This window comes from Cytobacillus oceanisediminis (assembly GCF_003182355.1).
In the GTDB taxonomy this organism is placed as follows: domain Bacteria; phylum Bacillota; class Bacilli; order Bacillales; family Cytobacillaceae; genus Cytobacillus; species Cytobacillus oceanisediminis_A.
On sequence record NZ_QGTW01000019.1, the window covers coordinates 53,400 to 74,447 of the forward strand.

The 21,048-nt window shown below is 42.7% G+C and carries 16 protein-coding genes and 1 other annotated feature (1 of these 17 cut by a window edge); all 16 genes read right to left on the bottom strand.

Annotated elements, in window-relative coordinates; all coding sequences use genetic code 11:
- Positions 1 to 40 precede the first annotated feature (40 nt).
- The 16 genes from DFO73_RS25135 to ilvB all read right to left on the bottom strand — a co-directional run bounded on the left by DFO73_RS25135 (position 41) and on the right by ilvB (position 20,838).
- Positions 41 to 778 (bottom strand): amino acid ABC transporter ATP-binding protein, encoded by a 738-nt coding sequence (locus DFO73_RS25135; RefSeq protein ID WP_110067425.1) that lies wholly within the window; start codon positions 776 to 778, stop codon positions 41 to 43.
- A gap of 15 nt (positions 779 to 793) precedes the next feature.
- Positions 794 to 1,441 (bottom strand): amino acid ABC transporter permease, encoded by a 648-nt coding sequence (locus DFO73_RS25140; RefSeq protein ID WP_110067426.1) that lies wholly within the window; start codon positions 1,439 to 1,441, stop codon positions 794 to 796.
- 320 nt (positions 1,442 to 1,761) lie between these two features.
- Positions 1,762 to 2,544: a transporter substrate-binding domain-containing protein gene (locus DFO73_RS25145; RefSeq protein ID WP_110067427.1), complete on the bottom strand. Its 783-nt coding sequence runs from the start codon at positions 2,542 to 2,544 to the stop codon at positions 1,762 to 1,764.
- Between the two features lie 327 nt (positions 2,545 to 2,871).
- On the bottom strand, positions 2,872 to 3,453 hold the full coding sequence (gene yihA / locus DFO73_RS25150) for a ribosome biogenesis GTP-binding protein YihA/YsxC (RefSeq protein ID WP_110067428.1): 582 nt from the start codon (positions 3,451 to 3,453) through the stop codon (positions 2,872 to 2,874).
- A complete protein-coding gene (lon, locus tag DFO73_RS25155) occupies positions 3,450 to 5,777 on the bottom strand; it encodes an endopeptidase La (RefSeq protein WP_110067429.1) in 2,328 nt (775 codons plus the stop codon). Before lon ends, yihA begins: the two co-directional genes overlap by 4 nt.
- Before the next feature lie 275 nt (positions 5,778 to 6,052).
- Positions 6,053 to 7,720, bottom strand: coding sequence for an ATP-dependent protease LonB (lonB, locus tag DFO73_RS25160; protein ID WP_110067430.1), 1,668 nt, complete (start codon positions 7,718 to 7,720; stop codon positions 6,053 to 6,055).
- Positions 7,721 to 7,904: 184 nt separating this feature from the next.
- Positions 7,905 to 9,170 (bottom strand): ATP-dependent protease ATP-binding subunit ClpX, encoded by a 1,266-nt coding sequence (clpX, locus tag DFO73_RS25165; protein WP_110067431.1) that lies wholly within the window; start codon positions 9,168 to 9,170, stop codon positions 7,905 to 7,907.
- 968 nt (positions 9,171 to 10,138) lie between these two features.
- Entirely contained in the window at positions 10,139 to 11,425 is a 1,287-nt protein-coding gene (gene tig / locus DFO73_RS25170) for a trigger factor (RefSeq protein WP_110067432.1), read from the bottom strand.
- Positions 11,426 to 11,584: 159 nt separating this feature from the next.
- Positions 11,585 to 12,616, bottom strand: coding sequence for a tetratricopeptide repeat protein (locus tag DFO73_RS25175; protein ID WP_110067433.1), 1,032 nt, complete (start codon positions 12,614 to 12,616; stop codon positions 11,585 to 11,587).
- A gap of 97 nt (positions 12,617 to 12,713) precedes the next feature.
- Positions 12,714 to 13,307, bottom strand: coding sequence for a 3-isopropylmalate dehydratase small subunit (gene leuD, locus DFO73_RS25180; RefSeq protein WP_110067434.1), 594 nt, complete (start codon positions 13,305 to 13,307; stop codon positions 12,714 to 12,716).
- A gap of 16 nt (positions 13,308 to 13,323) precedes the next feature.
- On the bottom strand, positions 13,324 to 14,739 hold the full coding sequence (gene leuC / locus DFO73_RS25185) for a 3-isopropylmalate dehydratase large subunit (RefSeq protein ID WP_110067435.1): 1,416 nt from the start codon (positions 14,737 to 14,739) through the stop codon (positions 13,324 to 13,326).
- A 71-nt stretch (positions 14,740 to 14,810) separates the two neighbouring features.
- Positions 14,811 to 15,923 (bottom strand): 3-isopropylmalate dehydrogenase, encoded by a 1,113-nt coding sequence (gene leuB, locus DFO73_RS25190; protein ID WP_110067436.1) that lies wholly within the window; start codon positions 15,921 to 15,923, stop codon positions 14,811 to 14,813.
- Between the two features lie 68 nt (positions 15,924 to 15,991).
- Entirely contained in the window at positions 15,992 to 17,536 is a 1,545-nt protein-coding gene (locus DFO73_RS25195) for a 2-isopropylmalate synthase (RefSeq protein WP_110067437.1), read from the bottom strand.
- The gene (gene ilvC / locus DFO73_RS25200; protein WP_110067438.1) at positions 17,523 to 18,545 is read right to left on the bottom strand and encodes a ketol-acid reductoisomerase; all 1,023 of its coding nucleotides are present in this window, start codon (positions 18,543 to 18,545) and stop codon (positions 17,523 to 17,525) included. The genes DFO73_RS25195 and ilvC overlap by 14 nt, the downstream gene beginning before the upstream one ends.
- A gap of 59 nt (positions 18,546 to 18,604) precedes the next feature.
- Entirely contained in the window at positions 18,605 to 19,123 is a 519-nt protein-coding gene (gene ilvN / locus DFO73_RS25205; RefSeq protein ID WP_110067439.1) for an acetolactate synthase small subunit, read from the bottom strand.
- Positions 19,120 to 20,838: an acetolactate synthase large subunit gene (gene ilvB / locus DFO73_RS25210; RefSeq protein ID WP_110067440.1), complete on the bottom strand. Its 1,719-nt coding sequence runs from the start codon at positions 20,836 to 20,838 to the stop codon at positions 19,120 to 19,122. Before ilvB ends, ilvN begins: the two co-directional genes overlap by 4 nt.
- A 78-nt stretch (positions 20,839 to 20,916) precedes the next feature.
- Positions 20,917 to 21,048, bottom strand: a binding site (T-box leader) (it continues 128 nt past the right edge of the window).

Sequence of the window (21,048 nt, forward strand, 5' to 3'; positions counted from 1 at the left end):
TGCTTTAATCTTCCCCTGTCTTTTCTGTATGCAAACAATACTATAAGACGGAATCCAAAAAGTTCTTGGTCCGCTCTTCTTTTGGATTATTAAACAAATCCTCCGGATGCCCAACTTCCACAATTCTTCCATCGTGCATATAGACAGCCCAGTCCGCAACCTCTTTCGCAAAGCCCATTTCATGGGTAACGACCACCATGGTCATGCCTTCTTCAGCCAATTCTTTCATAGTTGAAAGAACTTCCCCGACAAGCTCCGGATCCAAGGCGGATGTCGGCTCATCAAAAAGCATGATATCCGGTTTCATCGCCAGAGCCCTGGCAATGGCAACACGCTGCTTCTGTCCCCCGGATAGCTTTGATGGATACACGTTTTCCTTGTCAGAAAGTCCCACTTTTCTTAACAGCTCCTGAGCTTCCTTCCTTACTTGATCTTTAGACAGCTTTTTCACATGCAAGGGTGCTTCCATGACATTCTCGAGAACCGTCATATGAGGAAAAAGGTGAAAATGCTGGAAAACCATTCCGACCTTTTCCCTGACTTTATTAAGGTCATGGGTTTCTTTTTCAACCTTTTCACCCTCAAAAATGATATTTCCGCTATCTTTAAGCTCTAGAAAATTCAAGCAGCGGAGCAGTGTGCTTTTTCCGGACCCGCTCGCACCGATCAGGCAAACAACGTCACTTTCTTTCACCGTTATGTCAATATCCTTTAATACATGCAAATCCCCGAATGATTTATTAAGCTTTTCCACTTTTATCATGTACGATTCACTCATGCCTATCCTTCCTCCTTAATCACTGCTTGCCATTCTTTTCTCCACTATATTTACAAGGACGGAGAAAATAAGTACAAGTACTAAATAGTAAACAGCTACGATCAGCAAGTAGCTCATGTAGTCATATTCGTTAGAACCATATGTTGTCGCCACATTAAAGAGCTCGTACATGCCAATGAAGGAAGCAAGCGAAGAATCCTTCAAAGCAATTATAAACTGATTGCCAAGCGGCGGCATGGCACGGCGGAAAGCCTGTGGAAGAATAATTCTCCTCATTGCCAGGCCGGCTGTCATTCCAAGCGAACGCCCTGCTTCCATCTGTCCCTTGTCGATGGATTGGATGGAGCCTCTAAATATTTCCGCTATATATGCGCCATTGTGGAATGCAAGGCCAAGCACAACGGACCAAAACTGTGATATATCCAAAGCAGTCAATCCAAAATAGAAAATGAAAATTTGTACAACCAGCGGTGTTCCTCTTACTAGGAAAATATAAATATCAGCAATCCATTCCAAAACTTTTATTCTCGATATCTTTAAAAAGGCAAAAAACAATCCTATAAAAATTGCAATAAAAACTGCTACCGCTGTTAATTGAAAAGTTAACAGCATTCCCTTTAAGAATACGGGATATGTATCAATAAACTTAGTCAGTAAATCCAAATGGATTCCCCCTCCCTGATGTTAATTCTTTTTTGATGCGGCTCTGTTGAACTTGGCTGTTGATTTCCGATCCAGGCACTCAGCGAACAGCGGGCATCCAAGAGCGGCCTCGGCGGTGTGCCTCTGGGGTCTCCCTTTGACTCGCTGGGCATTGATTAGCATCCTCGAAGAAACACCGCACGCAGAAAATGCGAATGTATTTCCAAGGAGTCTCACGCCTTCCTCTGCAATCAACATTTAGGTTTAACACAGCCCTTGCTGTAAATCTTTTATAAATCAAATAAAGGCGAATGTTTTCTTACACACATCCGCCCGCAATGTTATTCCTTCTCAGGATCAACCGTTATATCTTCTCCGATATATTTTTTGCTGATTTCTGTGAGTGTTCCATTCTCGCGAAGTGTTTTCAGAGCTTCATTTACTTTTTCCAAGAGCTCTTCATTATCCTTTGCAACTGCGATTGCCTGCTCACTGCGTCCAATAAGCTCTTTTCCTTCAATTTTCATACCTGCCCCAATCGCTTCTTTTCCTGTTATAAAGTCTGTAATAACAGCATCATGCTTGCCTTTGCTTAATGCTTCCAGGGCTACAACATCACTGTCGTAAAATTGAATATTATCTGTGACTTCTTCTGCATTTGCAGTGTATGTAGAGCCTTTAGATACGGCGATTTCCATGCCCTCCAAATCTTCAAGTGTTTCAACAGAGCTATCTGGGCGCACATAAATTTGCGGACCTGAATAGTAGTAAGGCGTCGAGAAGTTGACAGCCTGTAAACGTTCTTCAGTAATTGTATGGCTGGCTACAGCTGCATCAAAACGGCCGGATTTTACGCCTTCTACAATACCTCCAAATTTAAATTTATTCTGAACCGGCTCGAGTCCAAGCTCCTTTGCTACAGCTTCTGCTACTTCAATATCAAAGCCGCTCATGCTTCCATCATCATTTGTAAAACTAAAAGGTTTGAACTCACCTGATGCCGCATACGTAAACTTTCCATCTTCTACAAGGTCCATTCCATCTTTAGACGCTTCCTCTGACCCACACGCAGCCAGGATCAATACGAAAGCAGCTGCTATAATTCCTTTTAACCAATGTCTCACTAGTCTAAATTCCCCCTTCAGTTTCTCTCTTTTATAAATACCCTTTAACTTTATCATTCTTTTAAAATTTTCTCAAAATTCATATTTTATGATAATTCATGATAAACAATCATATGGCCGATTCTCATCAACTGACATGCCCTTTGCTCCATTATGTCCTTAGATCCTCATCTATCCTGCAAATTCCTTTTGATTCGACAAAGCCAAATCGATTGCTTTATCTTTCCGCACAGCTTCGCCTCTTCTGTCAGGCTATACGCCCCTAGTCATATCCGCCTGCTCCTTAAGCACGAAAAAAATCCCGCTGCAATATACAGCGGGATTCTCTTACATATAGCTTAACAGTGCAGACCAAGCCTGATCTTTTCCATACCCTGTTTCCGAGGAAAACATGATAAACTGGTCATTCTGGTCAATATCCAAAGTTTCTTTTGTTATCTTCATATGCTTTTGCCACTTGGACTTTGGTATCTTATCCGCTTTCGTGGCAATCACTACACAAGGAATGTCATAATGTTTTAAAAAGTCATACATCATGACATCATCATTTGTTGGAGGATGCCGCAAATCAACAATCAGAACAACTGCCTTTAACTGCTCTCTGTTTGTTAAATAAGTTTCAATCATTTTACCCCATGCTTCACGCTCTTTTTTAGATACCTTTGCATAACCATAGCCTGGTACATCTACAAAGTGCAGCATCTCATTAATGAGGTAGAAGTTTAATGTTTGCGTTTTTCCTGGCTTGGAGGAAATTCTCGCCAGTCCCCTTCTATTAAGCATTTTATTGATAAAGGAGGATTTCCCGACATTTGAACGGCCAGCAAGGGCAAATTCCGGCAAATCACTGTCAGGGTATTGATCCGGCTTTACAGCACTGATGACGATTTCTGAGCTGGTTACTTTCATGCTTGTGCACCGCCGTTCAGAGCATGCTTCAGTACTTCATCTACATGGGACACCAAAACAAAATCAAGTTCCTCCCGGATGCTTTCCGGGATATCCTCGATATCTTTCTCATTATCTTTTGGAAGGATAATTTTGGTTAATCCGGCACGGTGTGCACTTAATGATTTCTCTTTTAAGCCGCCGATAGGGAGTACCCTTCCCCTTAGTGTAATTTCGCCTGTCATTCCCACTTCTTTGCGGATCGGTTTTCCTGACAGGGCTGATACCAACGCTGTAGTAATGGTTATACCGGCAGATGGTCCATCCTTTGGAACAGCCCCCTCCGGAACATGAATATGGATGTCATGTTTTTCATGGAAGTTCTCATCAATGCCAAGTTCCTTTGCTTTGGAACGCACATAACTGAACGCAGCTTGTGCAGATTCCTTCATGACATCTCCCAGCTTGCCTGTTAAAACAAGCTTTCCTTTGCCTGGCGAAAGGGATACTTCAATTTGCAGCGTATCACCGCCAACAGTCGTATATGCCAGCCCGGTGGCAACACCAACTTGATCCTCTTGCTCTGCTTGGCCGTATCGGAACTTTGGTTTTCCAAGAAACTCTTCTACGTTCTTTGCAGATACAATGACTTTCTTCTTGTCCCCTGAGACGATGATCTTGGCTGTTTTCCTGCAAATTGTAGCAAGCTGGCGCTCCAATCCGCGGACTCCAGCTTCACGGGTATAATAGCGGACTACCATTTGCAGTCCATCTTCGCGAATTTGAAGCTGAGACTTGGAAAGCCCATGTTCCTTTACTTGCTTCGGAAGCAGATGGTCTTTTGCAATGTGTATTTTCTCCTGCTCGGTATAGCCGGCAATTGTGATAATTTCCATTCTGTCCAGCAATGGGCCTGGTATTGTTCCCAGATTATTTGCCGTTGCAATAAACATAACCTTGGAAAGATCATATGTTTCTTCAATATAATGATCGCTAAAGTTATGATTTTGCTCAGGATCTAGTACCTCCAGCATGGCTGATGAAGGATCTCCGCGAAAATCTGAAGACATCTTGTCTATTTCATCAAGCAAAAATACAGGATTAATTGTACCTGCTTTCTTCATTCCCTGGATGATGCGCCCCGGCATGGCTCCTACATACGTTCTTCTATGGCCGCGGATCTCTGACTCATCCCGTACCCCTCCAAGAGATACCCTTACAAAATTCCGGTTAAGGGATGTCGCGATCGAACGTGCCAGACTTGTTTTACCGACCCCTGGAGGTCCTGCAAGACATAGAATAGGACCTTTAAGGGAGTTTGTCAGTTTCTGGACGGCAAGGTATTCAAGAACCCGTTCCTTAACCTTTTCAAGTCCGTAATGGTCTTCATTCAGAATACGTTCCGCTTTGCGGATGTCCAGATCATCCTCCGTTGAATTTGACCATGGCAATGTAACAAGCCATTCAATATAGTTTCGGATGACGGCACTTTCAGCAGAACTGGATGGAACCTTTTCATAACGATCGAGTTCCTTTAATGCTGTTAGCTGGACATGCTCCGGCATGCCTGCTTTCTCGATTTTATCAGTGAGATCGGCAATTTCTCCTGTCTTGCCTTCTTTGTCCCCAAGCTCCTTTTGGATTGCTTTCATCTGTTCCCGCAAATAGTATTCCTTTTGAGTTCTTTCCATTGACTTTTTAACGCGCTGGCCAATCTTCTTTTCCAGATTCAGAACTTCCTTTTCATTATGGATGATTTCAATAACCTGGTTCATGCGTTCCTTTACATCAATCGTTTCAAGTATTTCCTGCTTCTCCTTGAGCTTCAAAGGTAAATGCGAAGAGATGATATCTGCCATACGGCCCGGTTCTTCTATATCTGCAACCGAGGAATACGTTTCTGCAGAAATTTTCTTCGAGACCTTTATGTATTGCTCAAAATACTCAAGCATTGTTCTCATTAAGGCCTGGTCTTCCACATCCTTAGTATCAGGATCCTCAAAGACCTTGACACTTACGGAATAATGATCAGCTTCTTCTTGAAATTGGATGATTTCAGCCCTTTTCAGCCCTTCAACCAGCACACGGATCGTTCCGTTTGGCAGCTTGAGCATCTGCTTTACACGGGTAAGCGTACCCATGTGATACAAATCGTCCTCAGACGGTTCATCTATAGATATATCTTTTTGCGTTGTTAAGAAAATTAAATGGTCATCTACCATTGCTTTTTCAAGTGCCTGTACCGATCTCTCACGGCCTACATCCAAGTGAAGAACCATGGTCGGATAAACAAGCAAACCCCGAAGCGGCAGGAGGGGGACGATGATTTCTTTCTTTTTCGCCATTCCTTTGCACCTCCAAATGCATATCATTTTAACCCCAAAATTGCTAATAATTTCTTTGTCAATTCTATCGTATTTATTAAACAGTGTCTATCAAAGAGAAAAGCGGGTGACTGTATAGGAATACTAACTGATAATTACACTTTATCCTTCTTTACGCAAATAAAACTTCGGTTTGTAGCCTAAACTGCAAACCGAAGTTTTTTACCGCGATTAGCGGGAGGCCCTGACCGGGGAACTTAATCCTTAGAATTCCCCTGTATGCCTGAGCTAGGCCACTAAATGCTCTCTTTTTTCGATAATTCGATTGAAGCGGTTATGGCTTGCTCTTTGTGAAAATCCTTTAGTAGGGCCAATTCAAATACTTCATTTAAATGGCTTACAGGTACAATTTTTATGCCTGTGATTTCTTTTAGTATGGATTGCATATTTTCTTTTGGAATAATCACGGTTTGGGCACCTGCTTTTTTGGCAGCTTTTACTTTTGGATAAACTCCGCCAATTGGCTTTACGAAGCCATGAATGCTGATTTCTCCGGTCATGGCCAGAGTATGGTCAACCGGGCGCTTATAAATCGCTGAATAAATTCCCGTAGCCATGGCAATACCAGCAGAAGGCCCGTCTATCGGAACACCGCCCGGGAAGTTAACGTGAATATCATACTCATCTGCCGGGACCCCCATTGACCTGAGCACAGTTATTACATTTTCAATTGATCCTTTGGCCATACTTTTTCTGCGGATTGATTTTCCTTGTCCGCCAATGCTTTCTTCTTCCACAATCCCTGTAATATTTATACTGCCCTTCTCTTTAGCCGGTATCACTGTAACTTCAATATCAAGCAGGGCACCTGTATTTGGCCCATAAACTGCGAGTCCGTTTACAAGGCCGACTGCCGAATTGGAATTGATTTTCCGTTCCATTCTCGGGGTAAGCTGGCTCGACTGTATAACCCACTCAATATCCTCATCTTTTATGTAATTTCTATCTTCCGTAATGGAAATTCCAGCCGAAATTTGGATCATATTTACAGCTTCACGGCCATTTCTTGCATAATTTGCCAGGATCCCCAGTGCATTTTCACTTATTTTAAGATTAACTTTATCTGCGGCTTTTTTCCCGACAACCGCAATTTCTTCTTCGGCCAATTCCCTGAAAAACACCTCCATGCACCTCGAACGAATGGCTGGCGGGATTTCATTTGGCGTTCTGGTCGTTGCTCCAATTAACCGGAAGTCTGCCGGAAGCCCATTCTTAAAAATATCATGAATATGATTGGGGATTTGTGTATTTTCTTCATTATAATACGCACTCTCAAGAAATACTTTACGATCCTCAAGCACCTTCAAAAGTTTGTTCATTTGAATAGGGTGGAGTTCTCCAATTTCATCAATAAACAGCACCCCTCCATGAGCATTTGTAACTGCTCCTTGTTTAGGCTGTGGTATGCCCGCCTGTCCCATTGCACCCGCTCCCTGATAGATAGGATCGTGGACAGAGCCTATGAGCGGATCAGCAATTCCCCGTTCATCAAACCTGGCTGTTGTGGCATCCAATTCAATAAATACGGAGGATGGCCGAAATGGAGACTTCTCATTTTTCTTCGCTTCCTCTAAAACCAATCTGGCTGCAGCAGTTTTCCCTACACCGGGAGGCCCATAAATAATGACATGCTGAGGATTGGGTCCGCACAATGCTGCTTTCAGAGATTTAATTCCGTCTTCCTGCCCGACAATATCCGCGAAGCTGGTTGGACGCACTTTTTCAGCCAATGGCTCAGTTAAAGATATTGATCGCATCTTTTTTAAAACATCCATCTCTTTTCTTGATTCACGGTCAATTGAAACCTTTTGTGTCCGCTGGCTTCTTAGCAAATTCCAAAAATAAAGCCCGATGACAATTCCAAAAAACAATTGGATAAATAAAGCAATCCCCGTCCAACTCATTGTGTTCCCTCCTGCATTATTAGTTCTCGCTGATAATGCTAGTATCTCCCTCACTGAGTTGGAATAAACAAGGAATTCACTTAAAAGTATGGAAAGAAGGCGGCAAAAAGAAGGAAGCTAAAAATCCCTTTAAGGGCATAATCCCATATAAAAATGGCCAGGCCCATAAGGGCTGGCCATATAATCATGCAGAAGTTTTGCGTTCTTCTTCAACAACTGTTCCATCCTCTAAAACAAGCTTGGGAGTACCGTTGTCGATAACTGTTTCTTTTGTGATAATACATTTTTTAATATCTTCACGTGAAGGAAGATCAAACATGACATCCAGCATGATTCCTTCAATAATGGAACGGAGTCCGCGTGCCCCTGTCTTTCTTTCAATCGCTTTTTTAGCGATCTCTTCAAGAGCGTCTTCTTCAAATTCAAGCTCCACATCATCAAGCTCCAGCATTTTTTGATATTGTTTAACAAGAGCATTTTTCGGCTTTGTTAAAATCTCAATCAATGCTGCTTCATCAAGCTGTGAAAGGCTTGCAATAACTGGAAGGCGTCCGATGAATTCCGGAATTAAACCAAACTTAAGCAAGTCTTCTGGAAGTACCTTTGCCAGCAGATCCTTTGGTTCGATTTCTTTTTGTTTTTGATCAGAGCCGAAGCCAATTACTTTCTGGCCAAGACGGCGTTTAATGATTTGCTCGATGCCATCGAATGCACCACCGCAAATAAATAGGATATTAGTGGTATCGATTTGAATAAATTCCTGATGCGGGTGCTTGCGCCCGCCTTGAGGCGGTACGCTGGCAACTGTACCTTCCAGGATTTTCAATAAGGCCTGCTGTACACCTTCACCTGAAACATCGCGAGTAATGGAAGGGTTTTCCGACTTTCGTGCTACTTTATCAATTTCATCGATATAAATAATCCCTTTTTCAGCCTTTTCAACATCATAATCTGCTGCCTGGATCAGCTTTAAGAGAATATTTTCAACATCCTCTCCAACATACCCAGCCTCAGTCAATGAAGTTGCATCTGCGATGGCAAACGGAACATTAAGAATACGTGCCAGTGTCTGGGCAAGCAATGTCTTACCGCTTCCTGTCGGCCCGATCATGGCAATATTACTTTTTGATAGTTCTACTTCATCAATCTTACTGTTGGAATTGATGCGCTTATAGTGGTTATATACCGCGACAGATAAAGATTTCTTGGCCTGATCCTGGCCTATAACATATTCATCAAGAATATCACGGATTTCAGCCGGTTTCGGTACATCCTTGAATTCAACTTCTTCTTCTGTTCCAAGCTCTTCCTCAACAATTTCTGTACAGAGCTCAATGCATTCATCACATATATAAACCCCTGGTCCGGCAACTAGTTTGCGAACCTGGTCCTGTGTCTTTCCGCAGAAAGAACATTTTAATTGCCCTTTTTCATCATTAAATTTAAACAAATTCTTCACCCCTTGAAAGAAACTTCAAAACGATATATTAAGCTTGCGAATCACATGCAAAAAAATCAGAAATTCAGCCATAGAAAGTTGGAAATATTTATAAGGCTTCGTTAAATTAGCGTATTGATTTCCGCTGCAGGCACTCAGCGAACCGCGGGCTACCGGGAGCCTCCTCGGCGCTTTACGCCTGCGGGGTCCCCCTTGGGTACACTTTTCCCGCAGGACTTTGAATAAGCTTCCTCGAATCAACAACGCACAAAGAAAATACGTATGCATTTTCGAGAATCTCGTGCCTTCCGCTCCAATCAATACGGTGCTAAAACATAGCCAGTTATTAAAGGTCCTCAAAAGGTCCGGCAGCAGCCTATCTTTAATAATTCACACTTTCTTAAAAATCAAAACCTTCAGCAGTTATGTATTGCATTGTAACACATTTTTACAGTGGACAGGAAATGATAACTCTTAGAAACCGAGTAGATTATGTATGTATGCATGTGATGATAATCCGCAAAGAAAAACAGGCTGAATTTATATGTACTTCCATAAGCTTAACCAAAAATGGCTAAATTAAGTCGGCCCCTCAGGCCGATAATTAAATTAACTATATATATGTATTTATATTCCTGTCCATGTCTAATATGTCGTAAAACTTTTCACTTGGCAAAAGATACAAGGGCACTTTTGTGCTGTTATGTATAGTCTAGATTGTATAAAACAAGGCACGATAAACTCGCGCCTTGTTTCTATTAAAAGGGAAAACGTTTCTGCCTCCGGAGTTAGACTACTGTCTAGCTCCGCCTCCTTGCCCCTCGAGGTCATAAGCCAAATTACTACTGAGGTTTAACAACCTCCTCCGTAATTCGTCTTATGCTTGTCGGACTTGCACAGGATGTGCTGACATCGACGTTCGCCACAGGACGTGGCGGCTTTTAGTCGATGATCATTTGCACCGGCTCCGCTTTTCTTTATTATGCAACAGTTTTACTATTTTCTACAAGGAAATCAACTGCTTTTTTAATTTGAAGATCAGCTTTTAGGCCTTCAAGGCTTCCAAGCGCTTGTTTGATCTGGTCAACAGACATGTTGTACATTTCTGCCATTTTGTTAAGTTCTTCTGTTACTTCTTCGTCCGCTACTTCAATGTTTTCTGCTTTTGCGATTGCTTCAAGAGTAAGGTTTACGCGTACACGCTTTTCAGCTTCCTCTTTCATTTGTTCGCGCAATGCAGCTTCATCTTGACCAGAGAACTGGAAGTATAATTCAAGGTTCATGCCTTGCGTTTGAAGGCGCTGTTCGAATTCCTGCATCATGCGGTCAACTTCAGTGTCAACCATTGCAGAAGGGATTTCAACTTCCGCATTTGCAGCAGCAGCTTCTACTACAGTGTCACGCACATGATGCTCAGCTTCATGCTTCTTGCTTTCCTCTAAACGAGTTTTGATTTTCTCTTTTAATGCATCCAGCGTTTCAACTTCTTCGTCCGCATCCTTAGCAAATTCATCATCCAGCTCAGGGAGCTGTTTCGTTTTGATTTCATGTACTGTAACTTTGAAAGTTGCAGGCTTGCCAGCTAACTCAGCAGCATGGTATTCCTCTGGGAATGTCACTTCAACATCTTTTGATTCACCAGCAGCAGCTCCAAGCAATTGCTCTTCAAAACCTGGGATGAATTGGCCTGAACCAAGTTCAAGTGAGTAGTTTTCGGCTTTTCCGCCCTCGAAAGCTTCACCATCAACGAATCCTTCAAAGTCCATAACAACTGTATCGCCGTTTTCCGCTTTGCCTTCTTCTTTAACAGCAAGCTCAGCTTGTCTTTCCTGAAGTGAAGTTAACTCGTTGTTAACATCTTCATCAGTAACGTCTGTATCAAGCGGCTTAACTTCAAGGCCTTTGTATTCGCCAAGCTTTACTTCTGGCTTAACAGTAACTGTAGCTTTGAAAATTAGGCTCTTGCCTTTTTCAATTTGCTCAACATCAATTTCAGGACGGTCTACAGGCTCAATTCCTGTTTCGTCGATTGCATTTGCATAAGCTTCAGGAAGAAGAAAATCTACTGCATCCTGGTATAAAGACTCAACTCCGAAACGCTTTTCAAACATTCCGCGAGGCATTTTACCTTTACGGAACCCAGGTACGTTTACTTGCTTAACTACTTTTTTAAATGCAGCGTCTAAACCTTCGTTTACTTTCTCTGCATCTACTTCAATTGTAAGAACCCCGCGGTTCCCTTCTAACTTTTCAAATTTAGCAGACATACAATCATTTCCCTCCAAAAATCTATTATCATTTCATTCACAGCAGAATGTTATGAATATCCCTTGTTTTGCAAGCCATATCCATGGATTAAATGTATATATACACATAATACAACCATTATATTATAACATACGTACCCGGTCTTTCAACATTGAAGGCTAAATATTGGGATAAGAAATTTCTTCTATCTTTCTTATGTATGCTAAAGCTTGTTCAACTTCTTCTTCAGGTGCCCCGTAAATTTGTCCCAGCTTGGCATTAGAATCACCCAGGCCATGGTACTCGTTTGCAAGACTATGGTATGCTGCGGCCCAGGAAGCTGCATTAGCCGGGTGCACCTCAAGTGGATAGAGCATAAAGAAATGCCTTTGAATGAGGCTTTTTGTATTTTCATATAGTATGGGGTCTTCCTGCTCCAGCTGGGCACCCAACCGGCTTATAATCGTTAAAAGCTGTGGCTGCTGGTGGACCGGCGGAAGCTCCGAGGGCTTAACCTGAATGCTTTTATCAAATTTCCGCAACAATACTTCTTTATCATACTCATGCTCTGACAGCACATTTAAAAGCATTGTTTTAAAAAAAGGATGACCCTCCCTGGATTCAAGGTATGCTTTAATTTCTTCTACATAAGGCCTTATATTATGCTCAGCCAGCTGTGCAGCCAGCTGCATTTGCTCATTTTGATCCTTATAAGAAAATAGATTAAGCTTTTTATTTTTAAATTCTTCTATAGGTGGATCTTCTTTCTCCCGTTCTTCCGGTTTTGAACTAGCCATTTTTCTGCTGAATTCAAGCATTCTGCTAAAATGCTCAAACTTCTCCTTCGGAATTTCCCTCTCTTCGAGCAGGACCTCAATGGTTGCAACGATCTCACTATATTGATGAAGCTGAACAAGGATCATTAAATATAAATCCATTACCTGTATGTAATCTCCAATACCTGTTTGAAGCATTTTATTAGCTAGCTCTTTTGCTTTATGAAGTCCGCCGGCTTCAAAATAAGCCAGAACGAGCCCTATATGGATATCGGTATTATCCGGTTCGATCTCCATCGCTTCCTCAAAAAAACGGATAGATTCCTGATACCTTCTTTGCTGAAAGCTCTCAAGCCCTTTTTCCAACAATCTTTTCTCAATTCCGGGAAATAGAATAATTTTACTGTTTGGTTTTTTCCGTTCCCGTTTGTCCATGCTAGTACCGCCTCAACTTATATTTTTGAAGTTAGTTTAGCATGAAATATTAAAAAAACAAAAAGATTCACGACATCAGCCATGAATCTTCTAATATTTAATGTTGCACAAGCTCATTTTTTTCGAAATCTGCTATACTATCTTCTAATTGAAGCGTGATCTCGATCTCATCCCAGCCATTAATAAGCATCTTCTTCCAATAATCATTGATAGAGAATTGGGCGGCGAAGCCTTGCCCATCTTCAATATTTTCATTTTGAAGGTCAATCTTCAATTCATACGGCTGGTTCTTTGCACGCTCAAGCAAATAATCCACCGTTTCAGCAGGCAGGCTGATAGGCAATAGACCATTCTTTAAACAGTTTTGATGAAAAATATCAGCAAAAGAAGGTGCGATTATCACTTTAAAACCAAAATCTCCCAGTGCCCAGGGAGCATGCTCACGTGAAGATCCGCATCCAAAATTTTCGTTCGCAATAAGAATAGGGGCACCCTGGTTTTCTTCCTTATTCAGTTCAAACTCCTGGTTCGGTTCTCCTTCTTTGGTAAATCTCCAATCATAGAAAAGATATTGGCCAAATCCAGTCTTTTCAATTCTTTTCAGGAATTGCTTAGGAATAATTTGATCTGTATCTACATTCGCTCTGTCTAGAGCAACTGCTTTTCCTTGTAAAGTTTTAAATCCGCTCATTCTGCTCTCCTCCTTCTTATTGAATTGTTTCCGCTGCCAGCAAAGCACCCACGTCCACAAAGTGTCCGTACAATGCAGCTGCAGCTGCCATCATAGGGCTGACAAGATGTGTTCTTGCTCCAGATCCTTGGCGTCCCTCAAAATTGCGGTTTGAGGTTGAAGCACAATGTTCGCCGTTCGGCACAATATCATTGTTCATGCTCAGGCACATACTGCAGCCTGATTCTCTCCATTCGAAGCCAGCTTGCTTGAAAATAACATCAAGGCCTTCAGCCTCCGCCTGCTTTTTCACCTGTTGCGAACCGGGAACAACAAGCGCTCTAACTTGCGGATGAACATTTTTGCCTCTGATGATTTCTGCTGCCTGTCTCAAGTCCTCTAATCTGGAATTCGTGCACGACCCAATGAAAACGTGCTGAATTTGAATGTCTTCAATTTTTTGCCCTTCCTGCAAGCCCATATAAACTAAAGCTCTGGACAGCGATTTTTGTTCAAGCTCGGTTTTACAATCCTCAAGCTTTGGAATTTGTTCAGTCACTTTTGAGGTCATCGATGGATTCGTTCCCCAGCTGACCATTGGTGCAATATCAGCCGCATTAATTTCGATGGTTTTATCGTAGGCTGCATCCGGGTCTGAAGCAAGTTCTTTCCAGCTTTCAACTGCTTGCGCGAAGTCTCCCCCTTTTGGAGCATACTTTCGGCCTTCGAGATAGGCAAACGTCGTTTCATCGGGACTAACCAGCCCTGCTCTGGCTCCTCCTTCGATTGACATATTGCAAATTGTCATTCTTTCTTCCATCGTCATATTAGCAATGGTATCCCCGCAATACTCGATAATATGGCCTGTCCCAAAACCAATCCCATTTTTGGCAATTACATAAAGAATGACATCCTTTGCTGTAACACCCCTTTTCAATTCACCATTAATTTCCAACTTTAATGTTTTAGGCTTTGTTTGCCATAAGGTCTGGGTTGCCATTACATGCTCCACTTCACTAGTGCCTATTCCAAAGGCAATGGATCCAAAAGCGCCATGTGTAGAGGTATGGCTGTCACCGCATACAATAGTCATCCCCGGCTGTGTAAGCCCCAGCTCCGGCCCGATGACGTGCACAATACCCTGTTCAGGACTGTTCAGCCCGGCAAGCGGGATCCCAAATTCCAAGCAGTTTTTTTCAAGGGTTGTCATTTGGTTCAACGCCACCGGATCATTAATTACTTTTCGATTATCTGTAGGAATGTTATGGTCTACAGTGGCAAACGTTTTGTCCGGCCTTCTTACTTTTCTATTTTTCATTCTTAAGCCAGAAAAAGCCTGAGGTGATGTAACTTCATGCACTAAATGAAGGTCAATGTACATTAAATCCGGCTTTCCTTCTTCCCTGTGGACAACATGTTTTTCCCAAATCTTATCTACAATTGACTTTCCCATTATCTTCTCCACGCCCTTTTTAAAAGAAACACGGCCAATTAAGGCCGTGTTTCAGTTTTTAGTGATTAAATCTATGCATAAGCCCCCATGATATTTAAGATTGCTTCGTTATCCAGAAGAGTAGCCTTCACTTCTTCGATCATTTCCGATGTAGAAACCTGTTTTTTCCCGAATGAGGCGATGTCTCTCGTACGATAGCCTGCATCCAGTACTTGATTTACTGCATTTTCGATTGCTTCTGCTTCCTCTTCCATTCCAAAAGATAAGCGAAGCATCATAGCAGCCGATAAAATCATGGCAATTGGGTTGGCTGCATTCTTGCCTTCAATGTCCGGTGCTGAACCATGGATTGGCTCGTATAAATATGGTCCATTTTCTGAAATGCTAGCAGATGGCAGCATCCCCAAAGAACCTGTCAATACGGATGCTTCATCGCTCAAAATATCTCCAAACATATTTTCCGTTACCACAACATCGAACTGCTTCGGATTTTTAATCATTTGCATGGCAGCATTATCAACAAGCATATGCTCCAAAATAACGTCGGGATATTGGTTTGAAATCTCCTCCGCTACCTCTCTCCACATTCTGCTTGATTCAAGGACATTCGCTTTATCGACGGATGTGACTTTTCCGCGCCGTTTTCTGGCAAGTTCGAAAGCCAATTTAATTACACGGTGCATTTCTTCTTTTTGATAAAATAATGTATCAACTACTGCGTCTTCCCCGTTTTGCTGTGTGCGTTCGCTTGGCTTCCCGAAATACAGGCCGCCGGTTAATTCTCTTACCATCAGCATATCAACGCCTTCAATAACTTCCTTCCTTAATGGCGAAGTATCTGAAAGGCTTGAATAATAATGGGTTGGCCGCAGATTCGCATATAAGTTCAATTCTTTGCGAATCTTCAAAAGGCCCCTTTCAGGTCGAAGGTGGGGAGGCTGGCGATCCCATTTTGGGCCTCCAACCGCTCCAAGCAATACCGCATCGCTTTCTTTGCAAAGCTCCATTGTTTCATCAGGTAGCGGAGTTCCTGCTGCATCAATTGCCGTTCCGCCGATTTTTCCGTATGAAAAATAAAATTGGTGCCCGAAACGTTCCCCCACAGCCTGCAGGACTTCAATTGCTCCCTTCACCACTTCTTTGCCGATTCCATCTCCAGGAAGTACCGCGATACGTTTTTTCATTTTAATCCCTCCGCCTAGTTTTTTAGTTTGAAAGATGCCATAGAAGCGGCGCCTCTAACGTAATTTTTTTATCTTGCCTCAACTGCCGGTGCTGCTGTTTTCTCATTCATGTAAATCACTCTATTAACAGCATTCAAATAGGCTCTTGATGAAGCTTCCAGTACGTCCTGGGCTAATCCCCGGCCGCTGGTCTCCACTCCATCATACTTCAGTTTCACAAATACTTGGGCTAAAGCATCCCTGCCTGCCCCGACAGATTGAATCCGGTAATCAAGAAGGTTAACCGTTCCATTTACACATCTTTCCAATGTGTTATATAGTGCCTCTATGCTTCCTGCCCCGGTACCCGCTTCCTGTATAACCTCATTGTTTGGACCTGAAAGGGTAACAGTCGCCGTTGGGACGGAGTTGGTGCCATATTGGATTTGGATGCCGATCAGCTCGTAGAAACGCTGTTCTTTGGAGAGCTTTTCTTCCAATACGATTGCAGCAAGATCATCATCCGTCATCTCTTTTTTGCGGTCAGCCAAATCTTTAAATACCGTAAATAATGGTTTAACATCTTCATCTGAAACTTCAAGCCCCAGTTCCATCAGGCGATTTTTAAATGCATGCCGTCCTGAATGCTTTCCAAGCACCATAGAATTGGATTGGAAACCTACCAAATCTGGAGAAATGATTTCATAAGTTGTTTTCTCTTTCAACACGCCATCCTGATGTATGCCAGATTCGTGGGCAAAAGCATTTCGTCCGACAATTGCTTTGTTGGCAGGCACCACCATGCCTGTAAGTTTGCTGACAAGGCTGCTTGATCGGCTGATTTCCTGCAGATTCAAGCGGGTTGATGCCTGATAGTGATCATTACGGATATATAGGGCAACCGCAAGTTCCTCCAACGCAGCATTTCCTGCTCTTTCGCCTATGCCATTAATGGTTCCTTCGATCTGTGTTGCCCCATTTTCAATCGCTGACAAAGAATTGGCAATGGCCATCCCCAGATCATCATGGCAATGAGCTGAAAGGGAAACCTTATCTATAGAAGGAACATGATTTTTTAGGTATTGAAATATCTCGCCATATTCCTGTGGAGTTGTATAGCCGACAGTATCTGGTATATTGATAATCCTTGCTCCTGCCTGAATTACTTTCTCTATAATTTCCGCAAGAAATGGCAATTCAGTCCGTGATGCGTCCTCAGCTGACCATTGAACTACCGGAAACTTGGCTGCAGCATATTTCACTGTTTCTACTGCTGTTTCAACTACTTCTTCTTTTGTTTTTTTCAATTTATATTGCCTATGGATGGGGGAGGTTGCCAGGAATGTATGTATTCTTGGCTCAGCTCCATCTTTTAGAGACTCCCAGGCAGCATCAATATCTGATATAACTGCTCTTGCCAGCCCAGTTACTGAGCAGTTCCTGATTGTTTGGGCAATTTTTTGCACGGAAGCGAAATCACCCTTTGAGGCAGCCGGGAAACCAGCTTCGATAATATCAACATTCAGGCGCTCTAGCTGTCTGGCAATTTCCAGCTTTTCCGAAAAATTAAGATTCACACCAGCAGACTGTTCACCATCTCTTAAAGTTGTGTCAAAAATTTTAATTGTTGGCACTGACAGCCACTTCTTTCTTTTTGCTGCTATTTACAAACGGCATCATTTTACGCAGCTCTCTTCCCACCTGCTCGATTGGATGCTCATTCTCTCTTTGGTTCACTGCGTTGAAAACTGGACGGTTTGCCTGGTTTTCCAAAATCCAGCCTTTTGCAAACTTTCCTTCCTGAATGTCCGTTAGAACTGCCTTCATTTCTTCTTTCACTCTTGCATCTACTACACGCGGTCCACTTACAAAGTCTCCCCATTGAGCTGTATCAGAGATTGAATACCGCATTCCTTCCAAACCGCCTTCATACATAAGGTCAACAATTAGTTTAAGTTCATGCAAACATTCAAAGTAAGCTAATTCAGGCTGGTAACCTGCCTCAGTAAGAGTTTCAAAGCCAGCTTTTACAAGTGAAGTCAGCCCTCCGCAAAGCACTGCCTGTTCCCCGAATAAATCTGTTTCAGTTTCTTCCTTAAATGTTGTTTCCAAAGCACCTGCACGAAGGGCTCCAATTGCTTTAGCATAAGCTAACGCCAGTTCCTGGGCTTCCCCCGTTACATCCTGGTAGACTGCGAACAGTGCCGGTACACCTGCATCCTGTTCATATGTTCTTCTAACAAGATGCCCTGGACCTTTAGGAGCAACTAGCAATACATCACATTCTTTAGGAGGTACTATTTGATTAAAGTGAATATTAAAGCCGTGGGCAAACATTAATGCCTGGCTGGTTAAATTTGGTTCGATTTCTTCCTTATATACCTTTGGCTGAAGTTCATCCGGCAATAGGATCATAACCACATCCGCCTGGGCAGTTGCTTCCCCGACTGTATATACTTGAAAGCCGTCTTCCGCTGCCTTTTCCCATGATTTCCCTTTGCGAAGGCCAATAACAACATCAACACCGCTGTCCCTCATATTTAAAGCATGTGCATGGCCCTGGGACCCGTAACCGATCACCGCTACTTTCTTTCCGTTTAAATATTCTGCATTTGCATCTCCGTTATAATACATTTTTGCCATTTTAAATCTCCCTCTCTTTTTTAAAGTTTTTTGGATTATTAATTTTCAATAAATTAAAATTAAACAATGGAATATGACTTCTGCTGCTGGGAAGAACGCTGTGTTCCTCTTGGAAATGCAGTCGTTCCGGTTCGGGCAAGCTCTTTAATGCCGTATGGTTTTATCAAGTCAATGAAAGCTTCCACTTTATCAGATTCTCCGGTTATTTGAATGGTCATGCTGTCTTTGCTTACATCTATAACCGAAGCCCTGAATGGCTCAATCAAAGAGTATATTTCATTTCTGGTGTAAGGAACTGCCTGGACTTTGATAAGAGCAAGTTCTCTTGCAACAATTGACTGGTCTGTAATATCCGTTACTTTAATGACATCAATTTGCTTATTTAATTGTTTGGTAATTTGTTCGCTTGCCCTGTCATCCTCCACATGGACGACACAAGTTATTCGGGACATCCCTTCATGTTCGGAAAGGCCGACAGAGATGCTTTCAATATTAAAATTTCTTTTTGAAAATAGATTTGTAATTCTGTTCAGGACGCCCGGCCGGTTCATAACAGTCAGGCAAATTACTCTTTTCATGGTTTAACACCTACCATTTCGTGAAGTCCTTTTCCAGGGGCAATCATTGGATATACATTTTCATCCGGATCGACTCTGAAGTCCAAAAGCACCGGTTCACGGCTATGAAGCACATCAGCCAAAATAGCCTCAGCCTCTTCTTCTGATTGGATTACATAGCCTTTAATGCCGTATGCTTCTGCCAGCTTAACAAACGATGGCTGTACAGGTATCTTGCTATGTGAAAAACGCGATTCATAAAAGATTTCCTGCCATTGGCGAACCATGCCAAGGGCCATATTATTTAAAATGATTATTTTCACAGGCAAGTTCAGTTCTTTTATGACTGCCAGCTCCTGGGTGGACATTTGAAAACCGCCATCCCCACAAACAGCGAGCACACATGCATCAGGATCTGCCAGCTGTGCACCTATGCTTGCCGGAAAACCAAATCCCATAGTACCAAGCCCCCCTGAGGTTACCCATCTGTCAGCTTTATTAAAGCGATAATACTGGGCTGCCCACATTTGATGCTGTCCTACGTCGGTTACCACAATCGCATCTCCTCCAGTTTTGGAGTGGAGCATTTCCATTACTTTTTGAGGCTTTAAACCAGTTGTTTCTTTATCGTAGAAGTAAGGAAATTCCTTCTGCCATTGCTGGATGGTTTCGATCCACTCTTTGTGGGCGGGCGGTTTGCCGTCCTGCTGGATCAGCTGCTCCAGGGCTTCTTTTGCATCTGCTACAATCGGAATGGTTGTTGGAACGTTTTTGCCGATTTCTGCAGGATCAATATCAATATGGGCAACTGTTGCATTTGGTGCAAAATGATTTAAATTACCTGTTAGCCTGTCATCAAAGCGGGCACCAATATTAATCAGCAAATCACATTCTGTCAATCCCATATTGGCCGTATAGCAGCCGTGCATCCCTGCCATTCCAATGAATAGCTGATGATTGGCCGGGAATCCTCCAAGCCCCAACAATGTATGGATAACCGGAATCTGCTGCTGTTCAGCGTACTCTTTTAATTCCCCGGAAGCTCTTGCATGCAGAACTCCGGCTCCAGCCAAAATAACAGGCTTTTTCGCTCTGCTAACTGCTTCTGTTAGTTTGCGGATCTGCAAATAATTCGGCTTTAATGTTGGCTGGTACCCCGGCAAATTAATTTCCTGTTCCTCTGGGGGCTCTGCTGCTAATGATGCGATATCTTTAGGGACATCAATGAGTACCGGTCCTGGTCTTCCGGTTGAAGCTATATAAAAAGCTTCCTTCACGACTCTTGGTATATCTTCGATGCTGCGGATCTGATAGTTATATTTTGTGATAGGGGTTGTTATCCCAAGGATGTCTGCCTCCTGAAAGGCATCCGATCCAATAACACCTGTTGCCACCTGGCCTGTAAAAACAATAAGAGGAAGTGAATCCATCATTGCATCCGCAAGTCCGGTTACAATATTTGTAGCTCCCGGACCTGACGTGGCAATCACAACACCAGGCTTTCCTGAGATTCGGGCATATCCTTCGGCTGCATGAATTCCTCCCTGCTCATGGCGGGGCAAAACATGAAGAATCTTTGAGTCATACAGCTTGTCGTAAATTGGAAGAACAGCTCCTCCCGGATAACCAAAAATCACTTCAACATTTTCTTTCTCCAAGGCTCTTAATAACAGATCTGCACCGGTAACCGATTCGGTCTCCGTTTTTGTTTCTGTTAAGGCAGCTTCCTGCAACATTTGTTAATAACCTCCTCATGTTTTTTACTCCAATATAAAAAGCCCTTCCATCCCCATACACACCTATTGATACTAGGCTTAAGGGATGAAAAGGCTTTGATAACCTGTTCCACGGTACCACCCTGATTCACGCTTAAATGCGTGCACTCATGAATAGCAAATCTGCTATCCGTTTTGATAACGGGTGAAGCACACCCGGCAGCCCCTACT